General features: G+C 74.7%; 12 protein-coding genes. 10 read left to right on the forward strand and 2 right to left on the reverse strand.

What is annotated here, in order from left to right:
• Nucleotides 1-16 precede the first annotated feature (16 nt).
• Nucleotides 17-1,000 carry a glycosyltransferase family 9 protein gene (locus DEJ21_RS03345; RefSeq protein ID WP_111223684.1) on the reverse strand — a complete coding sequence of 328 codons (984 nt, stop codon included), beginning with the start codon at nucleotides 998-1,000 and terminating at the stop codon, nucleotides 17-19.
• Nucleotides 1,001-1,100: 100 nt separating this feature from the next.
• On the opposite strand from DEJ21_RS03345, the gene DEJ21_RS03350 reads away from it, so the two are divergent.
• The 7 genes from DEJ21_RS03350 to DEJ21_RS03380 all read left to right on the forward strand — a co-directional run bounded on the left by DEJ21_RS03350 (nucleotide 1,101) and on the right by DEJ21_RS03380 (nucleotide 7,944).
• Nucleotides 1,101-1,658 carry an HAD-IIIA family hydrolase gene (locus tag DEJ21_RS03350; RefSeq protein WP_111223685.1) on the forward strand — a complete coding sequence of 186 codons (558 nt, stop codon included), beginning with the start codon at nucleotides 1,101-1,103 and terminating at the stop codon, nucleotides 1,656-1,658.
• A complete protein-coding gene (locus DEJ21_RS03355) occupies nucleotides 1,655-2,734 on the forward strand; it encodes a glycosyltransferase family 9 protein (protein ID WP_111223686.1) in 1,080 nt (359 codons plus the stop codon). The genes DEJ21_RS03350 and DEJ21_RS03355 overlap by 4 nt, the downstream gene beginning before the upstream one ends.
• A gap of 87 nt (nucleotides 2,735-2,821) precedes the next feature.
• Nucleotides 2,822-3,823: a glycosyltransferase gene (locus DEJ21_RS03360; protein WP_111223687.1), complete on the forward strand. Its 1,002-nt coding sequence runs from the start codon at nucleotides 2,822-2,824 to the stop codon at nucleotides 3,821-3,823.
• Nucleotides 3,820-5,148 carry a glycosyltransferase gene (locus DEJ21_RS03365; protein WP_111022893.1) on the forward strand — a complete coding sequence of 443 codons (1,329 nt, stop codon included), beginning with the start codon at nucleotides 3,820-3,822 and terminating at the stop codon, nucleotides 5,146-5,148. Before DEJ21_RS03360 ends, DEJ21_RS03365 begins: the two co-directional genes overlap by 4 nt.
• Nucleotides 5,145-5,768: an SIS domain-containing protein gene (locus tag DEJ21_RS03370; RefSeq protein WP_035808290.1), complete on the forward strand. Its 624-nt coding sequence runs from the start codon at nucleotides 5,145-5,147 to the stop codon at nucleotides 5,766-5,768. Before DEJ21_RS03365 ends, DEJ21_RS03370 begins: the two co-directional genes overlap by 4 nt.
• Nucleotides 5,765-7,198: a PfkB family carbohydrate kinase gene (locus tag DEJ21_RS03375; RefSeq protein WP_258374863.1), complete on the forward strand. Its 1,434-nt coding sequence runs from the start codon at nucleotides 5,765-5,767 to the stop codon at nucleotides 7,196-7,198. The genes DEJ21_RS03370 and DEJ21_RS03375 overlap by 4 nt, the downstream gene beginning before the upstream one ends.
• Nucleotides 7,199-7,239: 41 nt before the next feature.
• Nucleotides 7,240-7,944: an SDR family oxidoreductase gene (locus tag DEJ21_RS03380; RefSeq protein WP_111223688.1), complete on the forward strand. Its 705-nt coding sequence runs from the start codon at nucleotides 7,240-7,242 to the stop codon at nucleotides 7,942-7,944.
• Nucleotides 7,945-8,416: 472 nt separating this feature from the next.
• Here the strand turns inward: DEJ21_RS03380 and DEJ21_RS03385 are convergent, their stop codons facing one another.
• Nucleotides 8,417-9,505, reverse strand: a complete 1,089-nt coding sequence (locus DEJ21_RS03385) for a glycosyltransferase family 9 protein (protein ID WP_111223689.1) — start codon at nucleotides 9,503-9,505, stop codon at nucleotides 8,417-8,419.
• A 134-nt stretch (nucleotides 9,506-9,639) separates the two neighbouring features.
• Between DEJ21_RS03385 and DEJ21_RS03390 the strand changes: the two genes are divergently transcribed.
• Genes DEJ21_RS03390 through DEJ21_RS03400 form a run of 3 tightly spaced genes read left to right on the forward strand, consistent with a single transcriptional unit; the run spans nucleotide 9,640 to nucleotide 13,570 of the window.
• The gene (locus DEJ21_RS03390) at nucleotides 9,640-11,199 is read left to right on the forward strand and encodes an aldehyde dehydrogenase (protein WP_111223690.1); all 1,560 of its coding nucleotides are present in this window, start codon (nucleotides 9,640-9,642) and stop codon (nucleotides 11,197-11,199) included.
• Nucleotides 11,196-12,689, forward strand: a complete 1,494-nt coding sequence (gene rfaE2 / locus DEJ21_RS03395; RefSeq protein ID WP_111223691.1) for a D-glycero-beta-D-manno-heptose 1-phosphate adenylyltransferase — start codon at nucleotides 11,196-11,198, stop codon at nucleotides 12,687-12,689. The genes DEJ21_RS03390 and rfaE2 overlap by 4 nt, the downstream gene beginning before the upstream one ends.
• Entirely contained in the window at nucleotides 12,686-13,570 is an 885-nt protein-coding gene (locus tag DEJ21_RS03400; RefSeq protein WP_111223692.1) for a glycosyltransferase family 2 protein, read from the forward strand. The genes rfaE2 and DEJ21_RS03400 overlap by 4 nt, the downstream gene beginning before the upstream one ends.
• The last annotated feature ends 14 nt before the right edge of the window (nucleotides 13,571-13,584 follow it).

Below are 13,584 nucleotides of genomic sequence, written 5' to 3' on the forward strand. Positions count from 1 at the left end.
TGGCTCTCGGTCGACGCTACCGCCCGGCCGCCTGAGCGGTCACCCGGAGCCGGTCCACCGCGCCGAGCACGTCGTCCGCGGTCACGGCCAGGATCGCCGGGTCCGGGTCCTCGGCGAAGACGTCGCCGCGACGGACCGAGGCGTCGGTGAGCACGATGTGCGGACCGGTCGACGGCGGGCCCCACGCCTCGGGCGGAGCCGGGCCGAACAGCACGACCGACGGCACCCCGTACGCGGACGCCAGGTGCGCAGCGCCGGTGTCGACTGTGACGACGAGCCGCGCCGCGGCGATCACCGCGGCGAAGGCCTGCAGGTCCAGGGTGCCGGCCAGGACCGCCTCCGGCGCCAGACCGGCCGCGTCGGCGACGGCACGGGCGCGCACGACGTCGTCCGAGCCTCCTGTCAGGACCACATCGGCACCGCGCGCACGCAGTCCGCGCACCACGTCGGCGAAGCGGTCCGTCGGCCAGTGCCGCGCACCGTGGAAGGCGCCCACGTGCACGACGGCCGCGTCGGCGACCACCGGCGGCTCGGCGGGGCGGTCGATGTGCACCTCGGTGGCGTCCGCCTGGATGCCGTGCCACGTGAGCAGGTCCGCCCAGCGGTCGCGCTCGTGCACGTCGTCCGGCCACTCCGGGCCCTCGTAGTCGTGGGTCGGGTCGGCGTGCCCGATCACCCGGCGCGGGGCGAGCGCGGCGACGAGGTCCGAGGACTCCGGGCCGGCGCCGTGCAGGTTGACGGCGATGTCGACGGCACCGTGCGGCACCGCGATCGGGTGGTCGAGACCGTGCTGGGCCAGGTGGACGTCCACCGCCGGCACGAGTTCGACGACCGGCGCCAGCCACGCCGTGGTGGCCAGGGTGATGCGGTGGTCGGGGAACGCGCGGCGGAGCGCGTGCAGTGCGGGGACGGCGACGAGCAGGTCGCCGAGCTTGATGGCACGGAGGACGAGCAGTTCCGGGCGTCCGTCGGGTTCGGGCAGCTTCTCGAGGGCGGTCACCGCCGCGACGGTAGACCCGACACGCTGACGGTCCTGCCGGGACCGCGCTCCGCGGCTCTTCCTGGGGCGGTCCCCGGCCGTCGACCGGTAGTCACGGAGCATGGCCCTCGCACCGGACCGCGTCATCCGCGGCCTGCTCCTCGACCGCGACGACACCCTCGTGGTGGACGTTCCGTACAACGCCGACCCGCACCTGGTCGTCCCCGTCCCCGGTGCCCGGCGCGCCGTCGAACGGGCACGTGCCGCCGGGTTGCCGCTCGGTGTCGTCACGAACCAGTCGGTGATCGCGAAGGGCATGGCCACGCGCGAACAGGTCGACGCCACCAACGCCCGGGTCGACGAGCTCGTCGGCCCGTTCGACGTGTGGTGCGTCTGCCCGCACGACGCCGGTGACGACTGCGCCTGCCGGAAGCCCCGGCCCGGGATGGTCCTCGACGCCGCCGAGCGGCTCGGCATCCCGCCGGAGTCGATCGTCGTCGTCGGTGACATCGGCGCCGACGTGCAGGCTGCCCGGAACGCCGGCGCGCAGGGGATCCTCGTGCCCACCCCGCGCACCCGCGCTCAGGAGATCGACGAGGCCGACACCGTCGCCGCGGACCTGGACGAGGCCGTCACCCTGGTGCTCGAGCACGTCGGCAGCGTGGCGGACCGGGCGTGAGCGCGGGTCGGCGCGTCCTCGTCGCCCGGCTCGACTCCTTCGGCGACGTCCTGGTCGTCGGCCCAGCGGTCCGCGCGGTCGCCGCCGGTGCCACCCACGTGACGATGCTGTGCGGGCCGCAGGGAGCGCCGGCGGCCGACCTGCTGCCCGGCATCGACCGGGTGCGGGTGTGGGCGGCACCGTGGGTCACCGAGACCGCGCGCCCGATCGACGACGACCTGCTCGCCGAGTTCCGTGCGCTGGTCGCCGAGGAGCGACCAGACGAGGCCGTCGTCCTGACGTCCTTCCACCAGTCGCCCCTGCCCCTCGCGCTGCTCCTGCGCCTGGCCGGGGTCCCCCGGGTCTCCGGAGCCTCGGTCGACCACCCCGGGTCCCTGCTCGACGTGCGGCTGCGCCCCGGCGAGGACCTGCCCGAGGACCTCCCCGAGCCCGAGCGCGCGCTGCGGATGGCCGAGGCGGCCGGGTTCCGGCTGCCGCCGGACGACGACGGGAGGCTCGCGGTGCGGCACGACGCCGTCCTGCCCCCGCCCGTGGCCGGCCTCGACCGCTACGTGGTCGTCCACCCCGGAGCCAGCGTCCCGGCACGGTCGTGGCCGGAGTCCCACCACCGTGCGCTCGTCGCCGCCTACGCCGAGCGCGGCGTCCCCGTCGTCGTCACCGGCTCCCCCGGCGAACGTGCACTGACCGCCGCCGTGGCGGGCGACACCGGCATCGACCTCGGCGGTCGCACCAGCCCCGCCGAACTCGCGGCCGTCCTCGCCGGCGCCGAGGTCGTCGTCGTCGGGAACACCGGTCCGGCCCACCTCGCCGCGGCCGTCGGAGCGCCCATCGTGAGTCTGTTCTCGCCCGTCGTGCCCGCCGTCAAGTGGGCGCCGTACGCCCCGCTCGTCGAACTGCTCGGCGACCAGGCCGCACCGTGCCGGCTCAGCCGTGCTCGCGAGTGCCCGGTCCCCGGCCACCCGTGCCTGTCCGGAGTGCGCATCGCGGACGTCCTGGAGGCCCACGAACGGCTCCTCGACCGCGTTTCGCGGACTGATCTGAGAAGTCTGCGGGGCGGCTCAGAAGGCGCTGCGTAGCGTGCGCCACTGCTTCTCCTGCTCCTTCTCCTGCTGCTCCGGCAGTGGCGGGGAGCGACCCCATCGACACCGACCGGAAGGCCCTGCATGCGGATCCTCGTGTGGCACGTGCACGGCGGCTGGATGGACGCCTTCGTCCGCGGCCCCCACGAGTACCTCATCCCGACCACCCCGGCGCGCGACGCCTGGGGACTCGGCCGTGGCGGGCGCGACTGGCCGGACTCCGCGATCGAGATCGACCCGGCCGACGTCGCCGAGGCCGAGGTCGACGTGGTGGTCCTGCAGCGCACCGAAGAGCTCGAGGAAGCCCGTCGTCTGCTCGGCGACCGTGACGTCCCGATCGTCTTCGTGGAGCACAACGCCCCGCGGATCGACGTGCCGAACAGCCTGCACCCGATGCGCGACCGCGACGACCTGACGATCGCGCACGTGACGCACTGGAACGCCCTGATGTGGGACTGCGGCACCACCCGGACCACCGTCGTCGAGCACGGCGTCGTCGACCCCGGCCCGCTGTACACGGGTGCGCTCGAGCGCCTCGGCGTCGTCATCAACGAACCCGTCCGGCGCAACCGCGTCGTCGGCACCGACCTGCTCCCCCGCTTCGCCGAGGTCGCCCCGGTCGACGTCTGGGGCATGGGCACCGAACGACTGCCGGAGCTCGGCTTCGGCGACCGCGTGGTCGCGCAGGGCGACGTCAAGGCCGACCCCATGCACGCGGCGCTGGCCGAACGGCGGGCCTACGTGCACCCGAACCGCTGGACATCACTCGGCCTGTCGCTCATCGAGTCGATGCACATGGCCATGCCGGTCCTCGTGCTCGCGACGACGGATGCGGCCCGCACGGTGCCTGGTGAGGCCGGGGCCATCGCGACCGACGTCGAGGAGCTGGTGCGGGCCTCCAGGCTGCTGCTGGAGGACCCGGACGAGGCGCGTCGACGGGGGCTCGTGGCGCGGGAGGCCGTGCTCGCACGGCACGCGCTCGGTCGGTTCCTGGCCGATTGGGACGACCTGCTCGACGACGCGGTCGCGCGCGGTGCGCGACGGAACCGTGCGGCGGGAGCCGCGCTCGAAGGGAGCCTGCGATGAAGATCGCCATGGTGTCCGAGCACGCGAGTCCGCTCGCCGTGCTCGGCGGGGTTGACGCCGGTGGGCAGAACGTCCACGTCGCCGAACTGTCCGGTGCGCTGGCCGACCGCGGCCACCACGTGACCGTCTACACGCGGCGCGACGACGCGTCGCAGCCGGTCCGTGTGCCCCTGCGTCCCGGCGTGGACGTCGTGCACGTCGACGCCGGTCCCGCGCGTGCCGTGCCGAAGGACGAGCTGTTCCCGTTCATGGGGACGTTCGCGTCGGTGCTCGCCGCCGAGTGGTTCCTCGACCGCCCTGACGTGGTGCACGCGCACTTCTGGATGTCGGGCCACGCCGCCCTCGACGCGGTGACGCAGGTGCAGGCGCGGACCGGTGGCGTGCGGATCCCGGTGGTGCAGACCTTCCACGCCCTGGGTGTCGTGAAGCGCCGGCACCAGGGTGCCGCGGACACCAGCCCGGCCGAGCGCGAGTGGGTCGAACCCGCCGTCGGCCGCAGCGTCGACCAGGTCGTCGCGACGTGCTCGGACGAGGCGTTCGAGCTCAAGGCCCTCGGCGTCCCGCTGCATCGCATCTCGGTGGTGCCGTGCGGCGTCGACGTGTCGCTCTTCCGTCCGGACGGCCCCGTCGAACAGCGCGACCGTCCGCTCCGGGTGCTCACCGCCTCACGACTCGTGCAGCGGAAGGGCGTCGGGACGACGATCGCCGCACTCGCCGCGCTCGTCGAACAGGGCCGTGACGTCGAACTCGTCGTCGTGGGCGGTGCCGGTGTCGCCGGTGCCGACCTGGTGGACGACCCCGAGTACCAGCGCCTCGACGCACTCGCCCGGTCGCTCGGCGTGCGCGACCACGTGACGTTCCGCGGGCAGCTCGGGCAGCACGACATGCCCGCCGTCTACCGCAGCGCCGACGTCGTCGTCTGCGCCCCCTGGTACGAGCCGTTCGGCATCGTGCCGCTCGAGGCGATGGCCTGCGGCCGCCCGGTGGTCGCGTCGAGCGTCGGCGGGCTCATCGACACCGTCGTCGAGGACGCCACCGGCCTGCACGTGCCGCCGCGCGACGAGACCGCGGTGGCCGAGGCCGTCGGCGCACTGCTCGACGACCCGGAGCGCCGCGAGGCGTACGGCCGAGCCGGTCGACAGCGCGCCGAGTCCCGCTACACGTGGCAGAAGGTCGCGGCCGACAGCGAGCGCGTCTACGAGCGCCTGCTCGCCGGCACGACCTCGTCCGCCAGCACCACCGGGCCCGCCGCCGGCCGCTCGCGCACCACCCACGCCGGCCGGGTCACCCGCGCCGCGCAGTCGACGGAGAGGACCGCACGATGACCATCGACCAGCAGACCGGGCTCGAGGACCGCGCCGTCACCGACAGCGCCCGCGTCGTCGTCGACCACGTCGCGGCGTCGGTCCCCGTGATCGCCTCCCTCGTCGACCACCGGGACCACATCGCCGAGTGGGCGGACGACATCGCCGGGCGGCTCGTCGCCGGGCGTCGGCTGCTCGCCGCGGGCAACGGCGGCTCCGCTGCCGAGGCGCAGCACCTGACGTCCGAGCTCACCGGCCGCTTCGAGGGCGACCGGCCGGCGTACTCGGCCATCTCGCTGCACGCCGAGACCTCCGCCGTGACCGCCATCGGGAACGACTACGGCTACGACCAGGTGTTCGCGCGGCAGGTGTCGGCGCACGCCCGGGCCGGCGACGTCCTCGTGCTGCTGTCGACGAGTGGCAAGAGCCCCAACCTGCTGCGGGCCGCCGAGGCCGCACGTGCCGTGGGTGCCCGCTCCCTCGCGCTGACCGGGTCCGGACCGAACCCGCTCGCCGACCTGGTCGACGACGCGATCTGCATCGAGGGGCCGTCCGCCAACGTGCAGGAGGCGCAGCTCGTCCTGGTGCACGCGCTCTGCAAGGCGATGGAGCCGACGCTGCGTCGCGGGGGCCGTCGATGAGCGGGCCCGCTGCCGTCGCTCCGCGTTCCGGTGCTGCCGGTGGCCGTGCCGCCTCTCCGCGCTTCCGCATCGCCGTCGTCGGGGACACCCTGCTCGACGTCGACGTGTCCGGCACGAGCGAGCGCCTGAGCCCGGACGCCCCCGTCCCCGTGGTGGACGTCGCCACCGACGACCGCCGCGCCGGTGGTGCCGGACTCGTCGCGACGATGCTCGCCCGCGACGGCCACGACGTCACCCTGGTCACCGTCCTGAGCGACGACGGCCGTGCCCAGGAGATCCGCGACCTGCTGCCCGACGTCACGATCGTCGCCGGACCGTCCGGAGTCCCGACCCCCGTGAAGACCCGCGTGCGCGTCGTCGACCACGCCCTCGTCCGGATCGACGAGGGCTGCGCGACCCCGCCCGTGCCCGGTGCCACCGACGCGATGACCGCCGCCCTCGACGGCGTCGACGCGATCGTCGTCGCCGACTACGGCCGCGGGGTCGCCGCTGCCCCGGCACTCCGTGACGCCCTCACCCGTGCGGCCGAGCACCTGCCGGTGGTCTGGGACCCGCACCCCAAGGGCGCCGCCCCCGTCCCCGGCACCACCGTCGCCACCCCGAACGCGGCCGAGGCACGACGCTTCACCGACGTCGAGGGACACGGTGTGCCCTTCGCGACGGTCGCAGCCGCCCGGCTCGTCGAGCAGTGGCAGGCCGGCGCCGTCGCCGTGACGATGGGTGACCGCGGCGCGCTGCTCGCCGACGCCCAGGGCGACAGCCGCTTCGTGCCGGCTCCGTCCGTCAGCGCCGGGGACCCCTGCGGTGCCGGCGACCGGCTCGCCGCGGGCGTCGCCGTCGCGCTGGCGTCCGGGGCGGACGTCCCCGACGCCGTCTCCGCCGGGGTGGTCGCCGCGTCCGAGTACCTGGCCGCCGGTGGCGTCACCGCGCTCTTCGCCGACGACGGCCCCGCGCCGCTCGCCGTGCCCGGGGCCGACCGGGACGCCATGCGCCTGGTGCACGACGTCCGGAGCGCCGGCGGAACCGTCGTCGCGACCGGAGGCTGCTTCGACCTGCTGCACGCCGGGCACGCCCGCACCCTGTCGGCCGCCCGTGCGCTCGGCGACTGCCTGGTCGTCTGCCTGAACTCGGACTCGTCGGTGCGTGCTCTGAAGGGCCCCGACCGGCCGATCATGACCCAGGACGACCGGGTCGAGCTGCTCCTGGCACTCGACTGTGTCGACGCCGTCGTGGTGTTCGACGAGTCCACCCCCGACGAGGCCCTGCGCCGCTTCCGTCCGGACGTCTGGGCGAAGGGCGGCGACTACACCGCGAGCGAACTGCCCGAGACGGCGACCCTCGCCGAGTGGGGTGGCCGCGTCGTCACCGTGCCGTTCCACCCGGGCCGGTCGACCACCCGGCTCGCCGCCGCGATCGAACGCGTCGGCTGAGCGCCCGCTCGCCGTTCCACACCACTACGCAAAGGACATCCATGCCCGTCCCCACCACCCCCATCGGCCGCGTCCTCGTCACCGGCGGCGCCTCCGGACTCGGCGCCGCCGTCGTGGCCGCCGTCACCGAGGCCGGCGGCACCCCGATCGTCCTCGACCTGCGGATCGACGCCGTCCCCGAGGGCGTCGACGCCGTCGCCGTGGACGTCTCGGACACCGACGCCGTCGAGCAGGCGGTCCGTGACGCTGCCGAGCGGCACGGCGGCGTCGACGCCGTCGTCACCGCCGCGGGCATCGACACCCCCGCCCCGATCGACGCGATCTCGTCCGGCAAGTGGGAGCAGATCGTCGGCGTCAACCTGATCGGCACCGCCTCGACCGTGCGCGCCGCCCTGCCCGCCCTCGAGGCCACGCACGGCCGCGTCGTCACGATCTCGTCGTCGCTCGCCCTGCGCGGCGTCGGCGACGGCACCGCGTACTCGGCGTCGAAGTTCGGCGTCCGCGGGTTCTCGCAGGCGCTGGCCGCCGAGACCGCCGGTCGCATCGGCGTGACCAACATCATCCCCGCCGGGATGCGCACGAACTTCTTCGCCGACCGGACCGAGCAGTACAAGCCGGGCCCGGACGCGCAGCTCATCGAGCCGGAGTACGTCGCGAACTCGATCATCTTCGCGTTGTCGCAGCCGGCCGGCTGCGAGATCCGCGAGCTGTCGATCATGCCTGCGACGGAGCCGAGCTGGCCGTAGTCGCTCGCCGCTGACGGACGGGAGGCGCGGTGCCGGCTGGCACCGCGCCTCCCGGTGTGCCGTGTGCCGGGCACTGGTGCGGGCTTCCGCACTCCGTGCGAGGGCCGGAGCGTGCCACGGAGTGTGGAACCTCGCACCGGGCGCTCGTGGCGGTGTGCGGCGCGGCCTGGAGGCACGTGCCGGGCTGGCACCGCGCCTCCCGGCCGTCCGACGGTCGCGTCCACCGCTCGGTGCGAGCTTCCGCACTCCGTGCGGGGGCCGAAGCGCCGCACGGAGTGTGGAACCTCGCACCGGGCGCTCGTGACGCGCCACGGCGCGGACGGGAGGCTCGTGCCGGCCTGGCACCGCGCCTCCAGGCCGGAAGCCGGTCGCGCCCACCGCTCGGTGCGCGCTTCCGCACTCCGTGCAAGGGCCGAAGCGTCCCACGGAGTGCGGAAGCTCGCACCGTGCGCTTGTGGCGCCGTGCGCAGCGTCAGAGCGTGCGGAGCAGGTCCTCGACGTCGGCGAGGACGGCCTCCGGCTCGACCTGGTCCACGTAGGACGGGTCGTGCTCGCACCGCTCGGCGGTCCAGCCGACCTGGGTGACGTCGGTGCCGCACACCGGGCACTGCGTCACGAAGGACAGGTGCACGCGGTGCCGACCACGGTCGAACGGCCCGGCGTTGATCACGTTGCCGAACCAGAACACCCCGACGGTCGGGGTCCCCACGGCGACGGCGAGGTGCCGCGGGCCGGAGTCGTCGCCGACCATGACGTCGGCAGCGGCGAGGACGTCGGGCAGCTCACGGAGCGGCAGTGACCCGGTGAGGTCGTGCACGCGCTCCCGAAGCTCCAGCGGCAGCGACGCGACGATGGCGGACGACGCCGGCACGTCCGAGTCGTCGCCGACGAGCACGACGTCGTCCCCCGCGGCGAGCCGGGCACGGGCGACCTCGGCGAAGCGCGAGGGGCTCCAGCGGCGACGTGGATCGGTGGCACCCGGGTGGATCGCGACGAGTCGTCCCCGGACCCCGAGGCGCTGCCGGACCCCGGCACGCGTGGCGTCGGGGACGTGCAGTCGGGGGTCGAGGGTGACCGGTTCGGCACCGGCGAGCGAGGCCACCTCGAGCGCCCGGACGACCTCGTGCTGGTAGTAGACGTAGCGGACCCAGCGCTCCAGGACCTCGGCGTCCTCGGTGGCGGTGCCCACGGTGTGACGGGCACCGAGCCGGAGCAGGAACGGATTCGAGTTCCGGCCGCCGCCGTGCAGCTGCACCGCGAGGTCAAAGCGCCCCTGCAGCCGGTCGAAGAAGTCCTGCTCGGTCGGTGCATCCTCGCCGGAGTCCCGGACCCCGGGCACGACGGGAAGCTCCTCGTAGGCGTGCACGGCCTCGCTCCGGCCCTCGAGCACCGGCCGCGCGGTCGGCGCCCCGAGCAGCGTGATCCGGGCTCCGGGGTACGCGGCGGCCAGGGCCTCGACCGCCGGGAGGGCGAACATCAGGTCGCCCAGTCCCCCGCCGCGGAGCACCGCGATCTCGCTGACACCGTCGAACCGTTCTCCGCCCACACCGATCTGTTGCACAGCTCCACGTCTACCGGTCGGACCCGTCCGGACGCCCAGCAGCGCGCTCGGATGGACGAGAAGCGCGATGCCGTGACCGCACACAGCGGAGCACGAGCACCGTGTGAGGCCCCGCCCGCCTCCGGAAGGACCCCATGACGATCGCACCCCCCGCCGCCGACGACCTCGTGGTGACCGACCCCGTGAACGGATCGATCGCGTCCACCGTGCGACGCTCGACCGAGGACGACGTCCGCAACGCCGTCGCTCGCGCCCGTGCCGCTGCCGGTGCCTGGGCCCGGACCGCGCCGGCCGAGCGCGGTGCCCTGCTGCACGCCGCGGCCGAGCACCTCCGTGCGCACGCGCAGGAGCTGGCAGACCTGAACACCCGCGAGACCGGCAAGGTGCCCGGCGACGCCCTCGGTGGGGTCGAGGCCGGCATCGGCACGCTCGTGCAGTACGCCGAGCTCGGGCCGGTGCACCGCGGTGAGGCCCTGCGCGGGCAGTTCGGTGCCGCCGACTGGTCGGTGCCGCACCCGCGCGGCGTGGTGCTCGCCCTGACGCCGTGGAACGACCCGGTCGCCGTGGCCTGCGGGGTCCTCGGCGCAGCGATCGTCACGGGTAACACCGTCGTGCACAAGGGCAGCGAACGCTGCCCGGCGACCTTCGCCCGCCTCAACGCGCTCCTCGCCGAGGTCCTGCCGGACGGCGTGCTCATCGGGGTCGACGGCGACGCGACCACCGGCGAGCTGCTCCTGGCGCAGGAGGGCATCGACGTCTACGCGCACGTCGGGTCGACCGCGACCGGTGACCGCCTGAGCGAGGTGTCCGTGACCACCCGCGCCCACGTCATCCGTGAGAACGGCGGCAACGACCCGGTCATCGTCGACGCCGACGTCGACCCGGAGTGGGCCGCCGCACAGGTCGCCCTCGGCGCGTTCGCGAACACCGGCCAGATCTGCACCAGCGTCGAGCGGGTGTACGTGCACCAGGACGTCGCCGAGCCCTTCGTCGCCGCGCTCGTCGCCGAGGCGGAGCGCCGCACGGCCGCACCCGCCGCCGAGTTCGGGCCGCTCGTGGACGACCGGCTGCGCGAGCTCGTGCAGCACCACGTCGACGACGCGATCGCCCGCGGCGCCTCGGCCCGGACCGGTGGCGTGACGCCCGGCGGGCTCGGATCGTTCTACCCGGCGACCGTCCTGACCGACTGCACGGACGACATGCTCGTGCTGACCGAGGAGACCTTCGGCCCGATCGCCCCGGTGCGCGTCGTGTCGGACTTCGCGGAGGGTCTCCGGCTCGCCGCGGCCGACCGCTACGGCCTCGCAGCCACCGTGCTGACGAACGACACCGCGCACGCGCTCCGTGCCGCGGCCGAGCTGCCCGTCGGCACTGTCAAGGTGAACGCCGTGTTCGGCGGCGCTCCGGGCGGCAGCGCCCAGCCCCGCGGTGCCTCGGGCGCCGGGTTCGGGTACGGCCCGCACCTGCTCGACGAGATGACGACCACGACGGTGGTGCACCTCGAGGCAGCCCCGCCGCGCCGCACCGCCGAGCCGTCGACGGCAGCAGACAGCAGCAGCGCAGCCACCAGCAGCAGCGCAGCCACCAGCAGCACCGCAGCCACCATCGGCACCGCGACCGGCACCGCCACCGGCCCCGCAGCCGCTGCCGGCGCGACCGCCGGCAGCGCCGACACCGTGGGAGGCACCCGATGACCGCCGACGTCCGGCTGGTCCGTGACCTCGTCGCCACGATCGACGACCGCGAACCCCTCGTCGTCGTGATCGGCGACTGCATCCTCGACCGCTGGACCGTCGGCGAGGCCGAGCGGGTCTCCCGCGAGGCCCCGGCCCCCGTCGTCCGCGTCACCGAGACCATCGCGGTGCCCGGCGGCGCGGCGAACACGGCCGTGAACGCCCGCGCCCTCGGCGCCCGGGTCCGCATGGTCGGGCTCATCGGCGACGACGAGGCCGGTGACGTCCTGCGCCAGCGGCTCGAGGCAGCTGGCGTCGACACGTCGTTCCTGGTCGAGATCCCCGGCGCCCGCACCACGACGAAGTCGCGTGTGGTCGGCGGTGACCGCGTCGTCGTCCGGGTCGACGAACTGGCCGCGACCCCGACCGCCGAGCACGGCGAACGCCTCGCCCGCTCGGTGTCCCGGGCCATCCGGTGCGCCGACGCCGCCGTCGTGTGCGACTACGGCCTGGGCGTCCGCGCCGAGGACGTCGTGCCGATGCTCGACCGTGACCGCCCCGGTGCCGTCGTGGTCGACGCGCACGACCTGACCCGCTGGGCCGCGCTGCACCCCGACCTCGTCACGCCGAACGCCGGTGAGACCGCCGCACTGCTCGGCACGGAGCTGGGCACCGGCGCCGACCGCGTCGGCACGGTCGTCGCGGCCCGCGCCGACGTGCTCGCCCGCAGCGGCGCCCGTGCCGCGGTGGTCACGCTCGACCGCGACGGCACCGTGCTGCTCGAGCCCGGCTCCGACCAGGGGTTCCGCACGCGTGCGACGCCCGCCTCGGAGCAGCAGGCCTCCGGCGCCGGTGACACCTTCTGCGCCGCCGCGACCGTCGCCCTCGCCGTGCAGGCACCCCTGCGCGACGCCGTCGCCGTCGCCCAGGCCGCTGCCGACGTCGTCGTCCGCGAGGCCGGCACGTCCGTCTGCACCGCCGCGGCCCTGCTCGACTCGGTGACCGCTCCGGCGGCGACCGTCGTCGACCACGACGAGCTCGCCACCGCCGTCGAGGCCGCTCGCCAGGCCGGCCGCCGCGTCGTCTTCACGAACGGCTGCTTCGACGTCGTGCACCGCGGACACACCACGTACCTGCGCCAGGCCCGTGACCTGGGCGACCTGCTCGTCGTCGCCCTGAACGACGACGACTCAGTGCGCCGGCTGAAGGGCCCGGAGCGGCCGATCAACCCGGCCGAGGACCGCGCCGGCGTGCTCGCCGCGCTGGCCTGCGTCGACCTGGTCACGGTGTTCGCGACGGACACCCCCATCCCGCTCATCGAACGGCTGCGCCCCGAGGTCTACGTCAAGGGCGGCGACTACTCCCCCGAGATGCTGACCGAGACCGAGGTCGTGCGCGGCTACGGCGGCGAGGTCGTCATGGTCGATTACGTGCCCGAGCACTCCACCAGCGCCGTCGTGCGCCGGATCCGCGAAGCCGCTGCGCGGCCCGAACCGGACCCGGCACCGTGACCGCCCGCTGGTCCGGGTCCTGGGCGAAGGCCCCCGATCCAGCGGACACGAGCACGGTCGACGTCGACGTGCTCATCCCGACCGTCGGCAGGCCGGCCGAACTCGCCACGACGCTCGCCGGCCTCGCCGCCCAGACCGACGTCGACCTGCGCGTCGTGCTCAGCGACCAGTCCGCGGACGGAGACGCCGCCAGCGCGCCTGCGGTCGCCGCGATGCTCCGCGTCCTGGAGGCGCAGGGCCGGCCCGTCACGCTCCTCACCCACCCGGAACGGCGTGGCCTGGCAGAGCACCGGCAGTTCCTGCTCGACCACGCCGAGGCCGCCGCGGTGCTGTTCCTCGACGACGACGTCTGGCTCGAGCCGGGGTCGATCGCGCGGATGCTCGACGCGCTCCGCACCCTGGGCTGCGGGTTCGTCGGCAGCGCCGTGCAGGGCCTGTCGTACCTGCAGGACCGCCGTCCGAACGAGACCGCGGTGTTCGAACGGTGGGACGGCCCCGTCGTGCCCGAGGTGGTGCGCCGCGGGACCCCCGGCTTCGACCGCTGGTCACTGCACAACGCCGCGAACCCGACGCACGTCGCCGCCGACCTCGACCTGCACCCCGGCGAGTGGGTGCCCTACCGCGTCGCGTGGGTCGGTGCCTGCGCGCTGTACGACCGTCGTGCTCTCGAGGAGGTCGGGGGCTTCCGGTTCTGGGACACCCTGCCGCCCGAGCACGCCGGCGAGGACGTCGTCGCGCAGTGGCGGGTGATGGAACGGTTCGGCGGCGCGGGCATCATGCCCTCGGGCGCCGTACACCTGGAGGCACCGACCACCGTCGTCGACCGCCGTGTGGACGCACCCGACGTGGTCTTCGCGGACGGGAACGTCATACCGCAGTAGGGGGTGGTCGAGAC

The sequence above is a fragment of the Curtobacterium sp. MCSS17_006 genome (assembly GCF_003234215.1).
Classification (GTDB): domain Bacteria; phylum Actinomycetota; class Actinomycetes; order Actinomycetales; family Microbacteriaceae; genus Curtobacterium; species Curtobacterium flaccumfaciens.